The organism is Kitasatospora sp. NPDC001664, assembly GCF_053596675.1.
The window spans coordinates 38,480-59,303 of record NZ_JBSFGS010000027.1 but is presented as its reverse complement, the minus strand read 5'-3'; the positions used below and the strand labels follow the sequence as shown (position 1 = coordinate 59,303).

14 protein-coding genes and 2 pseudogenes are annotated in these 20,824 nt (G+C 70.9%); 6 read left to right on the top strand and 10 right to left on the bottom strand.

What is annotated here, in order from left to right:
- Positions 1-3: 3 nt before the first annotated feature.
- Both ACWCYY_RS31285 and ACWCYY_RS31280 read left to right on the top strand, forming a co-directional pair.
- Entirely contained in the window at positions 4-1,446 is a 1,443-nt protein-coding gene (locus ACWCYY_RS31285) for a family 43 glycosylhydrolase (protein WP_449797938.1), read from the top strand.
- A 76-nt stretch (positions 1,447-1,522) separates the two neighbouring features.
- Positions 1,523-2,857: a glycoside hydrolase family 43 protein gene (locus ACWCYY_RS31280; protein ID WP_449797937.1), complete on the top strand. Its 1,335-nt coding sequence runs from the start codon at positions 1,523-1,525 to the stop codon at positions 2,855-2,857.
- 60 nt (positions 2,858-2,917) lie between these two features.
- Here ACWCYY_RS31280 and mmsB read toward each other — a convergent pair whose 3' ends face one another.
- From mmsB to ACWCYY_RS31245, 7 genes are all read right to left on the bottom strand, one after another.
- Complete coding sequence (gene mmsB, locus ACWCYY_RS31275; protein WP_345287970.1) at positions 2,918-4,135, bottom strand: multiple monosaccharide ABC transporter permease; 1,218 nt, start codon at positions 4,133-4,135, stop codon at positions 2,918-2,920.
- 12 nt (positions 4,136-4,147) lie between these two features.
- Positions 4,148-5,689 (bottom strand): multiple monosaccharide ABC transporter ATP-binding protein, encoded by a 1,542-nt coding sequence (gene mmsA / locus ACWCYY_RS31270; RefSeq protein ID WP_449797936.1) that lies wholly within the window; start codon positions 5,687-5,689, stop codon positions 4,148-4,150.
- 75 nt (positions 5,690-5,764) lie between these two features.
- Positions 5,765-6,865 carry a multiple monosaccharide ABC transporter substrate-binding protein gene (chvE, locus tag ACWCYY_RS31265; protein WP_345287912.1) on the bottom strand — a complete coding sequence of 367 codons (1,101 nt, stop codon included), beginning with the start codon at positions 6,863-6,865 and terminating at the stop codon, positions 5,765-5,767.
- Between the two features lie 199 nt (positions 6,866-7,064).
- Positions 7,065-9,422 (bottom strand): beta-xylosidase/alpha-l-arabinosidase, encoded by a 2,358-nt coding sequence (locus tag ACWCYY_RS31260; protein ID WP_449797935.1) that lies wholly within the window; start codon positions 9,420-9,422, stop codon positions 7,065-7,067.
- Positions 9,419-10,240 carry a carbohydrate ABC transporter permease gene (locus tag ACWCYY_RS31255; protein ID WP_380150438.1) on the bottom strand — a complete coding sequence of 274 codons (822 nt, stop codon included), beginning with the start codon at positions 10,238-10,240 and terminating at the stop codon, positions 9,419-9,421. The genes ACWCYY_RS31260 and ACWCYY_RS31255 overlap by 4 nt, the downstream gene beginning before the upstream one ends.
- Complete coding sequence (locus ACWCYY_RS31250; protein WP_449797934.1) at positions 10,240-11,133, bottom strand: carbohydrate ABC transporter permease; 894 nt, start codon at positions 11,131-11,133, stop codon at positions 10,240-10,242. Before ACWCYY_RS31250 ends, ACWCYY_RS31255 begins: the two co-directional genes overlap by 1 nt.
- Positions 11,130-12,422, bottom strand: a complete 1,293-nt coding sequence (locus ACWCYY_RS31245) for an ABC transporter substrate-binding protein (protein WP_449797933.1) — start codon at positions 12,420-12,422, stop codon at positions 11,130-11,132. Before ACWCYY_RS31245 ends, ACWCYY_RS31250 begins: the two co-directional genes overlap by 4 nt.
- Before the next feature lie 183 nt (positions 12,423-12,605).
- On the opposite strand from ACWCYY_RS31245, the gene ACWCYY_RS31240 reads away from it, so the two are divergent.
- Both ACWCYY_RS31240 and ACWCYY_RS31235 read left to right on the top strand, forming a co-directional pair.
- The gene (locus tag ACWCYY_RS31240) at positions 12,606-13,643 is read left to right on the top strand and encodes a LacI family DNA-binding transcriptional regulator (RefSeq protein ID WP_345289832.1); all 1,038 of its coding nucleotides are present in this window, start codon (positions 12,606-12,608) and stop codon (positions 13,641-13,643) included.
- 155 nt (positions 13,644-13,798) lie between these two features.
- Positions 13,799-15,313, top strand: coding sequence for an endo-1,4-beta-xylanase (locus ACWCYY_RS31235; protein ID WP_449797932.1), 1,515 nt, complete (start codon positions 13,799-13,801; stop codon positions 15,311-15,313).
- A 67-nt stretch (positions 15,314-15,380) separates the two neighbouring features.
- Here ACWCYY_RS31235 and ACWCYY_RS31230 read toward each other — a convergent pair.
- Positions 15,381-16,198: pseudogene (locus ACWCYY_RS31230) on the bottom strand (helix-turn-helix transcriptional regulator).
- 175 nt (positions 16,199-16,373) lie between these two features.
- Here ACWCYY_RS31230 and ACWCYY_RS31225 point away from each other — a divergent pair.
- Together ACWCYY_RS31225 and ACWCYY_RS31220 are read left to right on the top strand one after the other, a co-directional pair.
- A pseudogene (locus ACWCYY_RS31225) lies at positions 16,374-17,107 on the top strand (SDR family oxidoreductase).
- Between the two features lie 190 nt (positions 17,108-17,297).
- Positions 17,298-18,644, top strand: coding sequence for an extracellular catalytic domain type 1 short-chain-length polyhydroxyalkanoate depolymerase (locus ACWCYY_RS31220; RefSeq protein WP_449797931.1), 1,347 nt, complete (start codon positions 17,298-17,300; stop codon positions 18,642-18,644).
- 90 nt (positions 18,645-18,734) lie between these two features.
- Here ACWCYY_RS31220 and ACWCYY_RS31215 read toward each other — a convergent pair whose 3' ends face one another.
- Entirely contained in the window at positions 18,735-20,285 is a 1,551-nt protein-coding gene (locus tag ACWCYY_RS31215) for a prealbumin-like fold domain-containing protein (protein WP_449797930.1), read from the bottom strand.
- A gap of 104 nt (positions 20,286-20,389) precedes the next feature.
- Positions 20,390-20,752, bottom strand: a complete 363-nt coding sequence (locus ACWCYY_RS31210) for a DUF1304 domain-containing protein (protein ID WP_345287903.1) — start codon at positions 20,750-20,752, stop codon at positions 20,390-20,392.
- Positions 20,753-20,824: the final 72 nt, after the last annotated feature.

Below are 20,824 nucleotides of genomic sequence, written 5' to 3'. Positions count from 1 at the left end.
CACATGATCAGGAACCGCCTGCTCGCGGCGGCCGCCACCACCCTGGCCGCCGCCCTGCTGCCGGTCGCGCCCGCCCGGGCCGCCGAGCCCGGCTCGCCGGCCGTCTCGTACGGCAACACGCTTATCGAGAAGCGCGCCGACGCGCAGATCTACAAGCACAGCGACGGCTTCTACTACTTCACCGCGACCGCCCCCGAGTACGACCGGATCGTGCTGCGCCGCGCGACCACCATCCAGGGTCTGGCCACCGCGCCCGAGACGGTGATCTGGACCAAGCACGCCACCGGTGAGATGGGGGCGCACATCTGGGCGCCGGAGATCCACTTCATCGACGGCAAGTGGTACGTCTACTTCGCCGCCGGCAGCACCACCGACATCTGGAAGATCCGGATGTACGTGCTGGAGACCTCGGCCGCCAACCCCCTCACCGGGAGCTGGACCGAGAAGGGCCGGATCGCCACCCCGGTGGACAGCTTCGCGCTGGACGCCACCACCTTCACGGTGAACGGCACCCGGTACCTGAGCTGGGCCCAGCAGGACCCGGCGATCAACACCAACTCCAACGTCTACATCGCCAAGTTGAGCAACCCGTGGACCCTGGCGGGCGCCCCGGTGCGGCTCACCGTGCCGACGCTGGCCTGGGAGACCGTCGGCTACAAGGTCAACGAGGGCCCGGCGGTGATCCAGCACGGCGGCAAGGTCTTCCTGAGCTACTCGGCCTCCGCCACCGACAGCAACTACTGCCTGGGCCTGCTCAGCGCCCCGGCCTCCGCCGACCTGCTGGACCCGACCTCCTGGACCAAGAGCGCCACCCCCGTCTTCAAGAGCAACGCGGGCACCGGCCAGTACGGCCCCGGGCACAACCAGTTCACCGTGTCCGAGGACGGCAAGAGCGACATCCTGGTCTACCACGACCGCGGCTACAAGGACATCAGCGGCGACCCGCTGAACGACCCCAACCGCCGTACCCGGGTGCAGAAGCTCTACTGGAACGCCGACGGCACCCCCAACTTCGGCATCCCGGTGGCCGACGGCGCCACTCCCGTCCGGTTCTCCTCCTACAACTACCCGGACCGCTACATCCGGCACTGGGAGTACCGGGCCCGGATCGACCCGGACGTGACCAACCTGGCCGACTCCCAGTTCCGCACCGTCCCCGGCCTCTCCGGCTCCGGCACCGTCTCGCTGGAGTCCGCCAACTTCCCCGGCTACTACCTGCGTTCGCGCCCCAACGGCGAGGTCTGGGTGGAGAAGAGCGACGGCTCCACGGCGTTCAAGGACAGCGCCAGCTTCCGCCAGCGGGCCGGCCTGGCCGACTCCGCCGCCGTCAGCTACGAGTCCTACGCCCTGCCCGGCCGGTACGTGCGGCACCACGACTACCTGTTGCGGGTCCAAGCCGTGGCCACGACGGTCGACAAGGCCGACGCGACCTTCCGCCAGCAGTAGACCCACCCCACCCCCGGTCCGGCCGTGATCTGACACCAGGTCACGGCCGGACCCGTACCACGAGGAGCACCCCCACATGTCCGAGTTCCGCCACCTCGCCGTAGCCGCGGCCCTCGCCCTGGCCGGCGCCGCCCTGCCGGCCGGCACCGCCGAGGCCGCCGCACCCCCGGCCGGCAGCGCCACCCGCTACACCATGACGGCGTTCACCAACAGCAGCGAATCCAACATGAACGTCTACGAGTCCCCGGACGCCACCGGCTACCGGACCGTCAAGTCCTCGGCGTACGTGCCGCCGTCCGGCCTGATCCGGGACCCGAGCGTCATCAAGCACACCGACGGCACGTACTACCTCACCTACACCACCGGCTGGTCCGGCAACACCATCGGCTTCGCCACCAGCACCGACCGGGTGAACTGGACCTTCCTCGGCAACCACACCATCGCGCTGGCGGGCCTCCAGCGCACCTGGGCGCCGGAGTGGCACGTCGACTCCGACGGCAGCGTCAACGTGGTCGTCTCGCTCTCCACCTCCGCCTCGGGCGCCGACTTCCTGCCCTACCGGCTGACCGCCACCAACGCGGCGCTCACCGGCTGGAGTTCGCCCACCCCGCTGGCCGGGATCACCGGAAACCACATCGACACCTTCGTGGTGAAGATCGGCTCGACCTACCACGCCATCACCAAGAACGAGACCACCAAGTACCTGGAGCACGCCACCGCCAGCAGCCTCGGCGGCCCCTACACCTTCACCGGCACCGGGAACTGGGCCGGCTGGGGCAACTGGGTCGAGGGCCCGGCGCTGGTCAAGCTCGACAACGGCGGCTGGCGGATCTACTACGACGCCTACAGCGCCCACAAGTACTACTACAGCGACAGCTACGACGGCCTCGCCACCTGGACCGCCCCCACCGAGCTGCCCGGCCTCAGCGGCGTCGCCCGCCACTTCACCGTGCTCCGGGAGACCGTCTCCGGCGGCGCCACCCTCCCGGTCAACACCGCCCGTTCCCTGCGGTCCGTCAACTACCCCGGCCGCTACGTGAGCTCCGACGGCACGCTGCCCACCGTCGACGCCTCCAGCAGCGCCGCAGCCAAGCAGGCCGCCACCTTCACCGTGGTCCCGGGCCTCGCCGACCCCAACTGCTACTCGCTGCGCGCCGCCGACGGCCGCTACCTGCGCCACTGGGACTTCGTCCCGCGCCTGGACGCCGACGACTCCAGCGCCGTCTTCAAGGGCGATGCCACCTACTGCGCCCGCCCCGGCTCCGCGGCCGGCTCGGTCTCCCTGGAGTCCTACAACTACCCGGGCCGTTACCTCCGCCACTACGACTACAAGCTCCGCCTGGACGTCTACCAGGACAACGACACCTTCCGCGCCGACAGCTCCTTCCAGGACGTCAACCCCTGGGGCTGAGAACGCCGAACGGCCCGGCTCCCCTCCAGGGGGAGCCGGGCCGTTCTGTCTGTCGGAGCGTCAGGAACCGACCTTGCGCTTGTTGTAGACGTCGAAGCCCACCGCCGCCAGCAGCACCAGGCCCTTGATCACCTGCTGGTAGTCGGTGCCGACGCCCACCAGGGACATGCCGTTGTTCAGCACGCCGAGCACCAGACCGCCGATGATCGCGCCGAGCACCGTGCCGACGCCGCCGCTGGCCGAGGCGCCGCCGATGAAGGCGGCCGCGATGGCCTCCAGCTCGAAGTTGATGCCGGCCTGCGGGGTGCCCGCGTTGAGCCGGGCGGCGAAGACCAGGCCGGCCAGTGCGGCCAGCACGCCCATGTTGACGAAGGCGAGGAAGACCACCCGCTTGCTCTTCACACCGGAGAGCTTGGCCGCCGCCTCGTTGCCGCCGATCGCGTAGGTGTGGCGGCCGAGGATCGAGTTGCGCATCAGGTAGCCGAAGCCGACCAGCAGCGCGCCGAGGATCAGCAGCACGATCGGCACGCCGTGGTAGCTGGCCAGCAGCATGGTGAAGGCCAGGACCGCCACCGCGATCGCCGCGAGCTTGACCGCGAACAGCCCGAACGGCAGCAGCTCCAGCCCGTACGAGGCGGCCTGACGACGGCCCCGGATCTCCTGGAGGACCGCGACGGCCAGCACGGCCGCGCCGATCAGCAGGGTCAGGTTGTGGTAGTTGGTGTGCGGGCCGACCTCCGGCAGGAAGCCGCTGCTGATCTTCTGGAACCCGGACGGGAACGGGGCCACCGACTGGCCCTGGAGCAGGATCTGGGTGCCGCCGCGGAAGAGCAGCATGCCGGCCAGCGTCACGATGAACGAGGGGATGCCGATGTAGGCGATCCAGAAGCCCTGCCAGGCACCGGCCAGCGCGCCGATCAGCAGCGCGGCCACCAGGGCGACCGGCCAGGACACCTGGTGCTTGACCATCATCACGGCCGAGGCCGCGCCGACGAAGGCAGCCAGCGAGCCGACCGAGAGGTCGATGTGTCCGGCGATGATGACGATCATCATCCCGATCGCGAGGATCAGGATGTAGCCGTTCTGCTGGATCAGGTTGGTGATGTTCAGCGGCTGGAGCAGGATGCCGTCGGTCCAGATCTGGAACAGCAGGACGATCAGCACCAGGGCGCCCAGCATCCCGTACTGGCGGACGTTGCCCCGCAGGGCCCGGGTCAACAGCCCTACCGTGTCCGGCCGTTCGGCCTTCCCCGGGGTTCGGGGCGTCTCGGTGGTCATCTGGGCCATGCCTTACACCTGCTCGTCTCGTCGGTCCGCGGTCTGGGTCATCAGCCGCATCAGGGATTCCTGGGTCGCCTCGGCCCGGTCCACCTCACCGGTGATCCGGCCCTCGGCCATGGTGTAGATCCGGTCGCAGAGGCCGAGGAGCTCGGGCAGCTCCGAGGAGATCACCAGCACCGCCCGGCCCTGCTCGGCGAGTTCGGCGATCACGGTGTAGATCTCCGCCTTGGCGCCGATGTCGATGCCGCGGGTGGGCTCGTCCAGGATCAGCACCTCGGGCTCGGTGAAGATCCACTTGCTCAGCACCACCTTCTGCTGGTTGCCGCCGCTGAGCTTGCCGGTCTCCGCGAAGACCGAGGGGGCCTTGATGTTCATCGACGCGCGGTACCGCTCGGCGACCCGGGTCTCCTCGTGCCGGTTCACCCAGCCGCGCTTGGCGACCTTGCCGAGGGCGCTCAGCGAGATGTTCCGGCTGATGTCCTCCGCCAGGTTCAGGCCGAGGTGCTTGCGGTCCTCGGTGACGTAGGCGAGGCCGTGGCCGATCGCCTCGGGCACCGTCCGGGTGCGGATCTCCTGACCGTCCAGCAGCACCCGGCCGCCGTCGTAGCGGCCGTAGGAGCGGCCGAAGACGCTCATCGCCAGCTCGGTGCGGCCGGCTCCCATCAGCCCGGCGATGCCGACGATCTCGCCGCGGCGCACGTTGACCGAGACGTCGTCGACCACCTTGCGCTGGTGGTCGATGGGGTGACGGACCGTCCACTCCTCGATCGCGAGCGCGACCTCGCCGATCGACGGGGTGCGGTCGGGGTAACGGTGCTCCAGGTCGCGGCCGACCATGCTGCGGATGATCCTGTCCTCGGTGATGCCCTCGACCGGGATGGTCTCGATGGTCTGCCCGTCCCGCAGGATCGTCACCGAGTCCGCGACCCGGGCGATCTCGTTGAGCTTGTGCGAGATGACGATGCAGGCGATGCCCCGGGCCTTGAGCTCGAGGATCAGGTCGAGCAGCTTGCGGCTGTCCTCGTCGTTGAGCGCGGCGGTCGGCTCGTCCAGGATCAGCAGCCTGACGTCCTTGGCCAGCGCCTTGGCGATCTCGACCAGCTGCTGCTTGCCCACGCCGATGTCGGCCACCCGGGTGTTCGGGTTCTCCGGCAGGCCCACCTGCCGCAGCAGCTCGGTGGCGTGGGTCAGGGTCCGGTGCCAGTCGATCCGGCCGAAGCGCGAGTGCTCGTTGCCGAGGAAGACGTTCTCGGCGATCGACAGGTAGGGCACCAGGGCGAGCTCCTGATGGATGATCACGATGCCGCGCCGCTCGCTGGCCCGGATGTCGCGGAACTCGCAGGTCTCGGCCTCGAACAGGATCTCGCCCTGGTAGGAGCCGTGCGGGTAGACGCCGCTGAGCACCTTCATCAGGGTCGACTTGCCGGCGCCGTTCTCCCCGCAGATCGCGTGCACCTCGCCGGGGGCCACGGTGAGGTTGACGTCGGACAGTGCCCGGACGCCGGGGAAGGTCTTGGTGATCGAACGCATCTCGAGGATGGGTCCGGCCATGGTGGTGGTTCCGTTCGCCGGGGCGGCCCCGGGCCCGTTGGGGCGGGCCCGGGGCCACCGGTTCGGGTGGGTCGGCTACTTGACCTGGTCGGCGGTGTACTGGCCGCCGTCGATCAGCACCTTCCGGTAGTTCTCCTTGTCCACGCTCACCGGCTGGAGCAGGTACGCGGGCACGGTCTTGGCCCCGTTGTCGTACTGGCTGGTGTCGTTGACCTCCGGCTTGCCGCCGGTCAGCACCGCGTCGCCCATCTGCACGGCCACCTTGGCGAGCTCGCGGGTGTCCTTGTAGACGGTCTGGGTCTGCTCGCCCGCGATGATCGACTTCACCGAGGCCAGCTCGCCGTCCTGGCCGGTGACCACGGGCAGCGCCTTGCCGCCGGTGCCGTAGCCGACGCCCTTGAGCGAGGAGATGATGCCGATCGAGATGCCGTCGTAGGGCGAGAGCACCGCGTCCACCCGGGCGGTGGTGTAGGCCTTGCTGAGCAGGTTGTCCATCCGGGACTGGGCGACGCCGCCGTCCCAACGCAGGGTGGCGACCTGGTTGAAGGCGGTCTGGCCGCTCTGCACCACGAGCTTCTTGTCGTCCAGGTACGGCTTGAGCACGCTCATGGCGCCGTTGAAGAAGAAGGTGGCGTTGTTGTCGTCGGGGGAGCCGGCGAACAGCTCGAGGTTGAACGGGCCCGCGCCGTTCTTCAGGCCGAGCTTGTCGACGATGTAACTGCCCTGCAGGACACCGACCTTGAAGTTGTCGAAGGTGGCGTAGTAGTCGACGTTCTTGGTGCCGCGGATCAGCCGGTCGTAGGAGATCACCGGAATCTTGGCGTCGGCGGCCTTCTGCAGCACGTTGGAGAGCGAGGAGCCGTCGATGGCGGCGACCACCAGGAGCTTGGCCCCCTTGGTGATCATGTTCTCCAGCTGGGAGACCTGGTTCTCCACCACGTTGTCGCCGTACTGGAGGTCGGTCTTGTAGCCCTTGGCCTGGAACTCCTTGGCGATGTTGTTGCCGTCGTTGATCCAGCGCTCGGAGGACTTGGTGGGCATCGCGATGCCGACCAGGCCGCCCTTGGCCCCGTCGCCCTTGGCCGGGGCGTCGCCGACGCCGTTGGCACTCTGACCGCAGGCGGCCAGGGTCAGGGAGAGGCCCGCAGCCGCGAGACCGATCGAGAGCTTTCGCACAGTTCCTCCAGGAGTGGTCCGCGCCGTTGGGGTGGCGGAGCGGTACCTGAGTGTTAACGCTCACAGGAGGGTCGTCAAGAGTTCAACAGGTCACCGTTGCGTCTCGTGGGGGCGGCTTGACGCGATGATTGTTAGCGTTAACAATTCCTTCTCGTGGACTGTCCGGCCGCCGGAGGTGCCCCCGGCGGCCGGGCGGGTCTTACAACTCCCGGACGGTGAAAGCCGGGTGGAGCCGCCGGGTGTGGTCGACCGGCCGGACCGGACCGGTCAGGCGCAGCGGTACGGCGAACCGGACGTCGGTGCTGGAGGCCGAGATCCGCAGCTCCAGCGCGCCCGGCTCGACGATCCGGCGGCCGTCCCGGCCGGTGAAGGAGGCCAGGTCGGCGGGGAGCCGGACCTCCACCCGGTGGCGGGCCCCCGGCTCGGCGGTGATCCGCCGGTAGCCGACCAGCCGCTGCACCGGCTGGACCACCGAGGCCACCGGGTCGTGCAGGTAGAGCTGGACGGTCTCGCCGCCGGACCGCCCACCGGTGTTGCGCAGCTCGAAGGCGAACGCGAACTCGCCGTCCGTCCCCGCATCCGCCGTCTCCATGGTCAGCCCCGACCAGGCGAACTCGGTGTAGCCGAGCCCGTGCCCGAAGCCGTAGGCCGGGGTCGGGTCGGTGCTGGAGACCTCGCCCGCCTGGGCCAGCCGGGCGGCCAGGTAGGTCGAGGGCTGGACACCCGGGTGGGCGGGGACGGAGACGGGGAGCCGCCCGGAGGGGTTGACCCGCCCGCTCAGCACCCCGGCCAGCGCCTGGGTGCCGGCCTCGCCGGGGAAGAAGCACTGCACGATCGCGGCCGCCTCGGTGACGGCCCGTCCGAGTGCGTACGGCCGCCCGGCCAGCAGGGTGAGCACCACCGGCGTGCCGGAGTCCAGCAGCTCGTCGAGCAGCCGCTGCTGCAGTCCGGGGAGTTCGAGGGTCGGCGCGTCGCAGCCCTCGCCGCTGGTGCCCCGGCCGAACAGACCGGCCCGGTCGCCGAGGGCGAGCACCACGACCTCGGCCTCCCGGGCGGCCAGCACCGCCTCGGCGATACCGCCCGGGTCCGTGCCGTCGACCGTCACCCCGCGCACCACCCGCAGCTCGCTGTCGGGGAACTCCTTCTCCAAGGCCTCGCGCAGGGTGGGCAGTTCGATGCCGAGCGGGACCTGCGGATGCTGGCCGCCGACGTGCACCGGGAAGGCGTAGCAGCCGAGCACGGCGGTCGGCTCGTCCGCGTTCGGCCCGATCAGGGCGATCCGCCGGGGCCGGGCGAGCGGCAGTGAGCCGTCGTTGCGCAGCAGCACCACGGCCCGTTCGGCGAGCTCGGCGGCCAGCGCCCGGTTGGCGGGCGGGTCGAGGTCGACCGATCCGCGCAGCTTCTGAGGGGTGCTCAGGTCGGCGCCGGCCAGGATCTCCGGCACCGGGTTCCAGTCGGCGTCCAGCAGGCCGAGCCGGACCTTCTGGACCAGTACCCGGCGCAGCGCCCGGTCGATCAGCTGCTCCGGGACGGCGCCGCTGCCGACGGCGTCCAGCAGCGGCTGCCCGAAGGTCTTCACGGTGGGCAGCTCGACGTCGACCCCGCTGGCCAGGGCCAGCCCGGCGGCGTCGGACCAGTCCTCGGCCACGCCGTGCAGCACCTTGAGGAAGGCGATGCCGAAGTAGTCGGCCACCAGGGTGCCGGTGAAGCCCCAGGTGTCCCGGAGCAGTCCGGTGAGCAGGGCCTCGTCGGCGGCGGACGGCAGCCCGTCGGTGTCGGTGTAGGCGTGCATCACCGAGCGCGGGCGGCCCTCGCGGACGGCCATCTCGAAGGGGGGCAGGATGACGTCGGCCCGTTCGCGCGGCCCCATGCTCACCGGCGCGAGGTTGCGCCCGGCGCGGGAGGCCGAGTAGCCGGCGAAGTGCTTGAGGGTGGCGACGATCCCGGCGGACTCCAGGCCCTGGACGTAGGCGGTGGCGACGGTGCCGACCAGGTAGGGGTCCTCGCCGATGGTCTCCTCGACCCGGCCCCAGCGGGCGTCGCGGACCACGTCGAGCACCGGGGCCAGGCCCTGGTGCACGCCGACGGCCCGCAGGTCGCGGCCGATCGCGGCGGCCATCTCCCGGACCAGGTCCGGGTCGAAGGCGGCGCCCCAGGAGAGCGGCACGGGGTAGGCGGTGGCGCCCCAGGCGGCGAAGCCGGCCAGGCACTCCTCGTGGGCGAGGGCCGGGATGCCGAAGCGGTTGGCGGCCGTGATCAGCTGCTGGCTGCGCAGCAGCGAGAGCGCGCCGAGCGCCGGGTCGACCGGGGCGGTGCCGAACGGGCGGGTCAGCTGGCCGAGCCCGTGCGGGAGCAGCTCGTCCAGGTCGGGCGGCGCCTCCATCTCGTGCTGGTGCGGGGCGACTTCGCCACCCTCGTCGCTGGCGCCGACCCAGACACCGACCAGCTGGGCGGTCTTCTCGCGCAGGGTCATCGCCGCGATCAGGGCGTCGGCCCGGTCCTCCGCGGAGCGTGAGGTGTCGTGCCAGGCGGGCGCGGGATTCTGACGGTGGTTCACTTTCCTCCGATGCCCATCAGCCCCTGGACCAGGGCGCGACGGGCGAACAGGTAGACGACGAAGATGGGGAGCACGGACAGCACCACGGCGCTGAGCAGGCCGGGGACGTCCACGCCGTGCTCGGTCTGGAACTCGTACAGACCGAGCGTGATGACCTTGGTGGAGTCGGACTGGGTGAGGATCAGCGGGAACAAGAAGCCGTTCCACGCCTGGAGGGCGGCGAAGACCACGATGGAGGAGAGACCACCCTTGGACAGCGGCAGCACCAGCTGGCGGAACACCCGGGCCGGGGTGGCTCCGTCGAGGGCCATCGCCTCGTACAGCTCGGGGCTGATGTCGCGCATCGCGCCGGTCAGCACCAGGGTGCACACCGGGAGGCAGAACGCGGCGGTCGGCAGGATGACGCCGATCAGGTGGTCGTACAGGCCGGTCTTGCTGATCAGGTAGAACATCGGCACGATCACCGCCTGGGCGGGGATGGCCAGGCCGAGCAGGAAGAGCCGGAACACCCAGCCGGTGGCCCGGCCGCGGGCGCGGACGACGGCGTAGGAGAGTGGCGGGACGAGCAGCAGGACGAGGGCGACCACGCTCGCGGTGACCACCAGGGTGTTGAGGAAGTCCTGGCCGAAGCCGTTGGACAGGTCGGTCAGGTAGTTCTGGAAGGTCCACTGGCGGGGCAGGCTGAGCGGCCCCTCGGTGGAGTAGTCGGAGCGGGTCCGGACGGTGGCGATCAGCAGTACGTAGAGCGGCAGGCCGACCAGCGCAAGCCAGACCAGGGAGCCGAGGCCGGCCAGGTGGTTGGGGCGTCGACGGGGCATCAGATCCCCTCCGCGGTGGAGCGCATCTCGTCGTAGCCGGTGAACCGGACCACCGCGAGTGAGATCAGGGTGGCGACCACCACCAGGACCAGGGCGATGGCCGAGCCGGCGCCGAAGTCGAAGCCCTTGAAGGCCTTCTGGTACATGTAGTAGGCGCTGACCGTGGTGTCGGTGCCGGGGCCGCCCTGGGTGAGGATCAGCACGGTGTCGAAGGTGGTCAGGCCGCCGACCACCATCAGGACCGTCGAGGTGATGACGGTGTTGCGCAGCTGAGGCAGCGTCACGTGGAGGAACTGCCGCACCCGGCCCGCCCCGTCGATGGCCGCGGCCTGGTAGAGCACCTGCGGGATGGCGCGGGCGCCGCCCTGGTAGATCAGGGAGTGCAGCGGGGTGAACTGCCAGACGCCGACGAAGGTCAGCACGCCGATCGCCCCGCTGCGGGTGCCGAGCAGGTTGCCGTCCCCGAACAGCCAGGTGAGCTGGGAGGGCACGCCGAAGTTGGGGTCGAGCACGGCCCGCCAGACCACCGAGACGGCGGTCGCGGAGAGCAGCAGCGGGACGAAGTAGATCGCCGAGAGCACGGCCCGGTTGCGCTGGTGGCCGGCGGCCCAGACCCCGAGCAGGATGCTGACCGGGGTCTGGGCCGCCACGCCGAGCGCGGTGAGCAGCAGGGTGGTCCAGATCGACTGGATCATCACCGGGTCGTGAACCAGCGCGGTCCAGTTGTCCAGGCCGTTGAAGGTCGGTTCGTTGATGCCGTTCCAGCTGGTGAAGGAGAGCACGGCGACCAGCAGCAGCGGCACCAGTGCGAACAGGGTGAAGAACAGGGCGGCGGGCGCCGCCCAGGCGAAGCCGGGGCGGGTCACCCCCACGCCCTTCCGCTGGGCCGTCATGAGGTCGGCAGGGCCTGCATGGCCTTGACGAAGCCGTCCGCGTCGAGCGTGCCGTTGAAGAACTGCTGGATGGCGGTCTGCAGCGGGGTCATGGCGCTAGGCGGGTAGGCCTGGTCCCAGGAGAGCTGGAACGAGGGGGCGGCCTTGACCAGCTCGAACTGGTACTTGGAGTACTCCGGGCTGGCGGCGGTGTCGAGGAAGTTGACGGTGTTGGTGGTGGTCGGCAGGTTGCCGACGGCGAGCTGCGCCTTCACGAACTCGTCCGAGTACATCAGCTTGAGGAAGGCCGCGGCGGCCTCGGGGTGCTTGGTCTTCTTCAGCACCGAGTAGAAGTTGTTGGTGTTGCCGACCACGGCGGTCGCCTCGCCCTTGCCGCCGGTGACGGAGGGGAAGCCGGTGTAGCCGAGGCCGTTCTTCACGAAGTCGGGGTTGGCGTCCTGCTGGGTCGAGTAGTACCAGGAGCCCATCAGCTCGAAGGCCGCCTTGCCCTTGGCGACCAGCGCGGGGGAGCCGCCGTCGGTGAACTTGACCGAGTCGAAGTTGGTGCCGAAGGCGCCCGTGTCGGTCAGCTCCCGCAGGGCGGCCAGCGCCTTGCGGCTGTCCTCGCCCGCCCAGGCCGCCTTGTCGCCCTCGACGGCCTTCTGGAACAGGCCGGGCCCGGCGACCCGGTCGTAGAGGTACTCGAACCACATCAGGGTGGGCCACTTGTCGGCGCCGCCGAGCGCGATCGGGGTGATGCCCTTGGCCTTCAAGGCCTTGGTGGTGGTGAGCAGTTCGTCCCAGGTCTTCGGCGGGGTGAGGCCGGCGTCGGCGAGCACCTTCTTGTTGTGGAACAGCAGCACCGGCTGGGTACCGCGCATCGGGACGCCGTACGGCTTGCCGTCCACCACCGCCGAGTTGAACACCGACGGCAGGAAGTTGGCCTTCAGCCCGGGGTCCTTGGCGATGAACTCGTCCAGCGGGAGCAGCAGGTCCGCCTTGACGAACGGCTGGATGGAGCCGCCGCCCCAGTTGAAGAAGACGTCGGGGGCCTGCGGGGTGTTGATGACGGTCTGCAGCTTCTGCTGGTAGTCCGCGCCGGGGACGGTGTCCAGGACGACCTTGACCGGGGAGGTCTTGTTGAAGGTGTCGACGAGCTGCTTCTCGACCTTGTTGGTGGCGTCGCCGTAGACCATCACGTGGATCGTCCCGGAGTCCCCGCCGGAGGCGCCGCCGCCGGATCCGCAGGCGGCCGTCATGGCCAGAAGAAGCACGGTGGCCGCGGTGGTCGCGACGAATCTGGAGCCCATACCTTGCCCTCGGTTTCGAATGTTTCGAGTGGATTACCGAATGTTGTGGGAAACCTAGGCCCGTGCTGACCACCCGTCAAGGGGTCCGGCGGGATCCGATCGGAGCCAGCCGAGGGCTAGTATTCGGGCCGTACACAGGCTGACAACGGCGTTCGCCCAGCAGGGGCGGTACAGGAGGAAGTCGTGACCAGAGCAGCCACGCTCGCCGAGATCGCGCAAGAAGCGGGGGTGTCCGCCCCGACTGTTTCGAAAGTCCTGAACGGCCGGGCCGACGTCGCCCCGGCCACCCGGGAGCGGGTGGAGGACCTGCTCCGGCGGCACGGCTACCGGCGGCGGCGCGGCACCGCCCAGGCCGCCCCGCTGCTGGAGCTGGTCTTCCACGAACTGGAGAGCGTCTGGGCGATGGAGGTGATCCGCGGGGTGGAGAACGTGGCCCGGGAGGAGGGCCTGGGCATAGTGCTCTCCGAGTCCTCCGGCCGGCTCAGCCCCGGCCAGTCCTGGGTGGACGGCGTGCTCGCCCGGCGTCCCACCGGTGTCCTGCTGGTGCTCTCCGGCCTGGACCGCGCCCAGCAGCAGCAACTGGCGGGCCGGGACATCCCGTTCGTGGTGCTGGACCCGGCGGGCGACCCCGGCCAGGGGGTGCCGGCGGTCGGCACCACCAACTGGGACGGCGGCCTGGAGGCCACCCGCCACCTGGCCGACCTCGGCCACCGCCGGATCGCCCTGATCGGCGGACCGCGCCGGATGATGTGCAGCCGGGCCCGCGCCGACGGGTACCGGGCGGCGCTCGACATGGCGGGCCTCGCGTACGACCCGGAGCTGGTCCGCGAGGGCGACTTCCACCACGAGTCCGGGCGTCGGCTCGGCCTCGAACTGCTCGGCCTGCCGGATCGGCCGACCGCCGTCTTCGCCGGCAACGACCTGCAGGCGCTCGGTCTGTACGAGGCCGCCCGGGAGCTGGGCCTGCGCATCCCGGAGGACCTCAGCGTGGTCGGTTTCGACGACCTTTCGCTGGCCCGCTGGGTCGGCCCGCCGCTGACCACGGTGCGCCAGCCGCTGACCGAGATGGCCGAGGTGGCGACCCGGATGGTGATCGACCTGGCCCGGGGTGGGCAGCCCGGCACGCTCCGGGTGGACCTGGCCACCAGCCTGGTCGAGCGCAGCAGCACCGCCCCGCCCCGGTCGGCCGGACAGCCTGACGAGGTGCGCGCGAACGGTTGACGGGGGGACGGACCGGCCCTAGGGTCACCGATCGGAATCGGGCCGAGCAGCGAAACTTTCGAAGCCTCCGCCTTCGCCGCTCCGTCCGAGGACGTTCCATGCCCCACCGCACGTCCAGCTCTTTCCCCCACCCGAGAAGAGAAGGGACCACGCTGGTGCCCGTCCGTACGCTCCGCGACCCCCGCCCCGAGCACTCCCGCCCCAGGCACGCCCGACGCCGCGCCCTGGGCGCCGCGGCCGCCGCCGTCACCGCCGCCGCCCTGGCGGCGGCCGCCCTGCTGCCGGCCGGCCAGGCCGGCGCGGCGGGGCCGAGCCTGCGCGGCCTCGCCGAGTCGAAGGGGATCTACTTCGGAACCGCGATCTCCCAGTTCGACCTGGGCAACGCCACCATCACCGGCCTGGCGAGCAGCCAGTTCGGTGTGCTGACCCCCACCAACGAGATGAAGTGGGACACCGTCGAGTCCTCGCCGGGCAGCTTCAACTTCGGCCCCGGCGACCGGCTGCTCTCCTTCGCCCAGGCCAACTCCATGAAGACGCGCGGCCACACGCTGGTCTGGCACAGCCAACTCCCTTCCTGGGTGAGCAACCTGCCGAACAGCCAGGTGCAGGGCGCGATGCGCAACCACATCACCACCACGGCGACCCACTACAAGGGCAAGCTCTACGCCTGGGACGTGGTGAACGAGATGTTCAACGAGGACGGCAGCTACCGGAACTCCGCCTTCTACCGCGCGATGGGCACCGGCTTCGTGGCCGACGCGCTGCGCACCGCCAGGGCTGCCGACCCCGGGGTGAAGCTCTACCTGAACGACTACAACACCGAGGGCCTGAACGCGAAGAGCGACGCCATGTACAACCTGGCGAAGTCGCTCAAGGCCCAGGGGGTCCCGCTGGACGGCATCGGGTTCCAGGGGCACTTCATCCTGGGCCAGATCCCGTCGAGCCTGAAGGCCAACCTGGAGCGGTTCACCGCGCTCGGCCTCGAGGTCGCCATCACCGAGCTGGACGTCCGTATGCAACTGCCGGCGGACAGTGCGAAGTTGGCCCAGCAGGGACGTGACTTCGCGAGTGTGACCAATACCTGCCTGGCCGTCAAGGGCTGCGCCGGCATCAGCCAGTGGGCCGTCGGCGATCCGGACTCCTGGGTCCCCGGCACCTTCCCCGGCGAGGGCGCCGCCACCCTGTACGACAACAACTACCAGCCGAAGCCCGCCTACACCGCCACGGTGAACGCCCTCGGCGCCGCCACCTCCAGCCCCTCGCCGTCCAACTCGCCGAGCCCGAGCCCGAGCTCCAGCCCGAGCCCGAGTTCGAGCCCCAGCCCCACCCCGACCCCCACCCCGACCGGGGGAGCGGGCTGCAAGGTGACCAGTGAGATCAACGCCTGGAACACCGGTCTGACCGAGAACCTCACCGTCACGAACACCGGGGCCACCACCGTCAACGGCTGGGCGCTGTCCTTCGCCCTGCCCGGCGGCCAGACCGTCACCAACAGCTGGAACGCGACGGTCAGCCCCGCCGTCGGTCAGGTGACCGCCAAGAACCTCGGCTACAACGCCACCATCGCCCCCGGCGGCTCGGTCTCCTTCGGCTTCCAGGCCACCCACTCCGGGAACGCCGCCCCGGCCGGCCAGTTCAGCCTCAACGGCACGGCCTGCACCACCGCCTGACGGCTCCGCAGCGCCACCGTCCTACCCTCCGCCCCGTCGCCCCTGCGGTGGGGCGGAGTCATTGCAGTCATCGGATCGGCTGCCGCGCCTGATCCTCGCGGCTGGCGTGGAGGCTGCCGAGCAGGGAGAATGCCTCGGCGCTGGGACTTTCCGGCTGGTTCCGGTACACGACTAGCTGCTGGCCGGGCGCGCCGCACGCCTCGAAGGTCTGGTAGGTCAGGGCCGGGCGTCCCGCCTCGGGGTGGATCAGGTTGTTGGCGGCGGAGCTCTTCCCGTGGACGGTGTGCGAGGACCACAGGCGGGCGAACTCCTCGCTCGTGGCCGAGAGTTCACGCACCAGAGACCGGAGGCGGCGGTATTCCGGGTAGAGGTCACTCGCCCGGCGCAGTCCCGCGACGACGCTCCCGGTGGTCTCGGTCCGGTCCGTGAAGAGGTCGCGGGCGGCGGGATCGAGGAAGGTCATCCGGGCGAGGTTGTCGGCCGGCCGGAACGGTGAGAACAGGGCGTGGGCCAGGGTGTTGGAGGCGAGCAGGTCCATCGCGGGGTTGAGGACGAACGCCGGGGTGCCCGTCCAGGCGTCCAGCAGCTGGCGCAGCGCTGCGCCGACGTGCTCCTGCGGCTGCGCCGGCCGGCCGCCGGGCGGGGCATCCGCGAGCCGGAAGAGGTGTGCGCGCTCCTCTCCCTCCAGGCGCAGGGCCGCACTGATCGCGTCCAGGACCTGGGGGAGGGGCCGCGCTCGCGGCCCTGTTCGAGGCGGCCGTAGTAGTCGCTGTTCATGCCGGCCAGGACGGCGACCTCCTCGCGCCGAAGACCCGTTACCCGCCGGGCGCCGCAGGAGGTCAGACCCACGTCGGCCGGCCGCAGGCGGCCGTGGTGGGCGCGCAGGAAGTCCCCGAGATCGTTGTCGTCACCCTCTCACCCCAGGGTCCGTCGCCAGGCCGTGCCTGGGTGCGGCGCACCCAGGCACGGACCGTCCTGGCTGCCTCCCTCGGACTCCCACAGGCTGGCCGAGGCCCGGGACAGGGCCGCACCGGAGCAAAGCCGACCCAGGGAGACGACGATGACGAAGATCACCAAGACCGTGGCGATCACGGGGGCGAGCAGTGGGATCGGCGCGGCGGCCGCGCGCAGGCTCGCCGCGGACGGACACCACGTGATGCTCGGCGCACGCCGCACCGACCGGCTCGGGCAGCTGGCGCAGAGATCAGCGCCCGGGGCGGCGCCGCGGCTCACCGGGTGCTGGACGTCACCGACGCGGCGGACGTACGGGCGTTCGTCGAGGCCACCCGGTCCGAGTTCGGCGGGATCGACGCCCTGGTGAACAACGCGGGGGTGATGCCCCTCTCGCCGCTGGACGCGCTGAGGACCGAGGGGTGGGACCACACGATCGACGTGAACGTACGCGGCGTCCTGCACGGCATCGCCGCCGCCCTCCCGGCGATGCGCGCCCGGGGCCACGGACACATCGTCAACATCTCGTCGGTCGGCGCGTACGAGGTGTCCCCGACCGCCGCCGTGTACTGTGCCACGAAGTTCGCCGTCCGCGCCATCACCGAGGGACTGCGCCAGGAAGCGGCCGCCACGCTCCAGGTCACGCTCGTCTCCCCGGGCGTGACGGAGTCCGAGCTCGCCGACGGCATCACCGACCCCACGGCGCGGCAGGCCATGGCGACGTACCGCTCGGTCACGCTCCCCGCCGAGGCCGTCGCCGACGCCATCGCCTACGCGATCTCCCAGCCGCCCACGGTCGACCTGAACGAGGCGATCGTCCGTCCCGCCGCCCGCGCCCGGTAGGGCGGCCACAACAGGGAAATCCTCACTTCGCCTGCCAGGGTGCGAAGTTGACGCTCTGCCTGGTTGGGAAACTCATTGCGGCGAGAGCGTTGACGGCGCTGCGCTCTCCCGCCACGATGGTGGCTGCGCTGGGGCGCCCAGTGGATTGTTAACGCTCACAGTACCTCACAGCCACCCCTCTGGAGACCCTGTGTTCCGATTCCGCACGCCCCTGTCACGCCTCTGGGGTGTGGTCGCCGCGGTCGGCCTCGCCGTGGGCCTGAGCCTTCAGGCCGCCCCCCAGGCCAGTGCCGCCTCGCTGACGCAGATCACCGACTTCGGGACCAACCCGACCGGTCTGCAGATGCACCTCTACGTGCCGGCCACCGCCAAGGCCAACCCCCCGATCCTGCTGGCCCTGCACGGCTGTCAGGGCTCGGGGCCCTACCTGCACTCCAGCCAGGACTTCTCCTCGCTGGCCGACCGGTACGGCTTCCTCGTCATCTACCCCTCGACCAACCCCGGCGGGAGCTGCTGGGACGTCTCCTCCGACCAAGCGCTGACCCGCAACGGCGGCAGCGATCCGGTCGGGCTGATGTCGATGATCACCTACGCCCAGCAGCGCCACGGCGGCAACCCCAACGCCGTCTACGTCACCGGCCAGTCCTCCGGCGCGATGATGACCAACGTGATGCTCGCCGACTACCCCGACGTCTTCAAGGCGGGCGCGTCGTTCATGGGGGTGCCCTACCGCTGCTTCTACACCGGCACCGTCCGCGGCTGGAACTCGGCCTGCGCCCAGGGCCAGGTCAACCGGACCGCGCAGCAGTGGGGCGGTTCGGTCCGTACCTCGGGCTACCCCGGGTACACCGGCCCGCGCCCGCGCGTGCAGCTGTGGCACGGGACCAACGACACCATCCTGAGCCACAACAACCTCGGCGAAGCGGTCGAGCAGTGGACCGACGTCCTCGGCGTGAGCCAGACGCCCTCCACGACGGACAGCCCCGTGACCAACTGGACCCGCACCCGGTACAGGAACAGCGCCGGCACCACCCAGGTCGAGGCCTACAGCCTGGCCGCTTCGGGGCACGAACTGCCGGTCAAGGGCTCCACGATGGCCGCCGAGGCGATCCGCTTCATGGGCCTGGACGCGACCGCCCCCGGCGGCACCACCGGCGCGTTGCGCGCGGTGGGCGCGGGCAAGTGCCTGACCGACGCCAGCACGGCGTTGGGCACGCAGCAGCAGATCAACACCTGCAACGGCGGTGCCAACCAGACCTGGACGCGCACCGCGTCCAACCAGCTGACCGTCACCGTCGGCGGCAGCACGCTCTGCCTGGACGCCAACGCTCACGGCACCACCAACGGCACCAAGGCGGTCGCCTGGACCTGCAACGGCCAGGCCAACCAGCAGTGGCTGCTGAACGCGAACGGCACCGTCACCGGGGTGCAGTCGGGTCTCTGCCTGGACGTGGCCGGCCTGGCCACCACCGAGGGCACGCAGGTCCAGCTGTGGGCCTGCAGCGGCGGCGGCAACCAGCAGTGGACCCTGGCGTGACGCCGCGAGCGCACCGGTCCTGAGGACGGCCGAATCCCCGGAGCGGGCGTGCTCCGGGGATTCGGCACGTCATGTCACGTGCGCAGCGGGTCAGTTGCGGCGACGGGCGGCGAGGAAGACCAGGACCGCACCGGAGAGCACGAGACCGGCCGCTGCGCCCGCGGGCCCCGCGAGGCCGGTGGCACCGGTCTCGGGGAGTGCCGGTCCCTGTTCGGTCGGCCGCGGCGAAGCCGTCGGAACGGCGGTCGGCGTCGGCGTCGGTGTCGGGAGGGGCGTAGGCGTGGGGCTCGGTGACGGTGTCGGTGACGGCGGCGGGGGGTTCTGTCGGGTGTTGGTGACGGTGCAGGTGGCGCCACCCGCCGGGAGGTCGAGGGCGAAGCCGTCGGTGGAGTTGGTGGCGGTCGCGCCCTGGCAGGAGACCGTGCTGAGCGACCAGCCCTCCGGGAGCGCCTCGGTGACGGTGTGTCGGCCGGGCGCGAGGTACGTCGTCCCGACGTTGACCGGAGTGTCCGGCCGGGTGGTGCTGGCCGTGCCGAGGGTGGTGCCGTCCTCGGCGGTGAAGCCGAACGGTCCGCCCGCGCCGCCGGTGGTCTGCTTGAGCAGGGTGAGCGGGGCGACGGTGTCGCTCGGCGCGTCGGTGTAGACGCAGGTGACGGTGTCGGCGGCGGCCAGGGTGACGGAGGCCCGGGGGCCCGAAGTCGTAGTCGTGCTGGTGCCGTTGGCGGAGGTGCAGGCGAGGTCGGTCATGGTCCAGCCGGCGGGCACCTGCTCCTGCACCGTCCACGGTTGCCCGGTCTCGGCGCTCGGTGCCCGACGGAAGGACTGCTCGCCGTCGGCACCGGGGCCGGCGGTCAACTGGAAGAGGCCGCCGGGGTTGTAGGAGAGGTCGCCGTCGAAGGCGAACGGCCGTGCCGCGGCGGTGCCCAGCACGTGCTTGCGCACCACGACGGTCCCCGGCTCGGCGGGTTGGCGGACGGCGTAGTAGTAGCAGAAGACGTGGCTGGAGCCGGTCGGGTAGGCGGCCCGGTCCACGTTGTCGGCGCGCTGGTTGTCCACGGCGCAGCGCAGCGTCGCGAACGAGTAGGTGTTGCCGAGCAGTTGCTGGTTGAGCGGGTCGGTGGGAGCGCCGCCCTGGATCTGCAGGCGGCGGTTCCGGGCGACCGCGATCAGGCTGTCGTCCAGGTCCACGGTGACCGCTCCCGCCAGGATGCGGCCGGTGTCGTTGCGGTTGGCGTCCAACTCGGGCACGGAGGCGAGGGTGGTGGCCCGGGTGAGCCCGTCCGGTGCGGGGGTGACGGTGGACAGGCCCTGCACCTCGCCGCCGATGCCGCTGCCCAGGCTGAACCGCCAGCCGGTCAGCGGCGTGCAGTTCGGGTCGTTGGCGGCCTCGACGTCCGGGGCCACGGGCTGGCCCTCGGAGTAGACCGAGTCCTTGCCGAGGTTCTGCAGGGACTGCATGTTGTCGTCCCGCTGCCGGTTGGCCATCACGTCGGAGTAGCTCGCGCAGACCCGGGCCACCAGGGTCAGCTTGAGGTCGCCGGTGGCTCTCGGCGCGGCGGCGGCCGGGTCCGCGCCCAGCGAGGCCACGGCCGCGAGGGCCGCCGCCGCACACCTCAGGGCGGCGCCGTGCAGGGGTGTCATGCGCATCAGCCTGGCCGCTCGGCGGCTGACGCATGATCAGACCGGGCTGCGCCGTGGCGCGTTCCACTCGATCGGCCCCGCGGCTTCGGCCCCGCCAGGCCGGCTCAGCGGGCCGCCAGGACCAGCGCCAGGGCGATCAGGGCGGGAACGGTCTGCACGAAGACGATCTTCCGGCTGGACGTGACGGCACCGTAGGCGCCGACCACGGCGACGGACACCAGGAAGAACACCTTCGCCTGGAACCCCACGGGGTCGGAGGCGACGGCACCCCACACCAGGCCTGCGGCGAGGACGCCGTTGTACAGGCCCTGGTTGCCCGCGAGCGTCTTGGTCGCGGCGGCGAACTCGGCGGTGGTGCCGAAGGAGGACCTGGCCTTCGGGCCGGTCCACAGGAACATCTCCAGGACCAGGATGTAGGCGTGCACGGCCGCGATGAGCAGGACCGCGACGGTGGCGGTGATCGACATGGGGCCAGGCTCGCACAGGAGGGCCGCCGTCGCCCTGAGGCGGCCGACGGCCCGTCACCGGCGTGGCGGGAC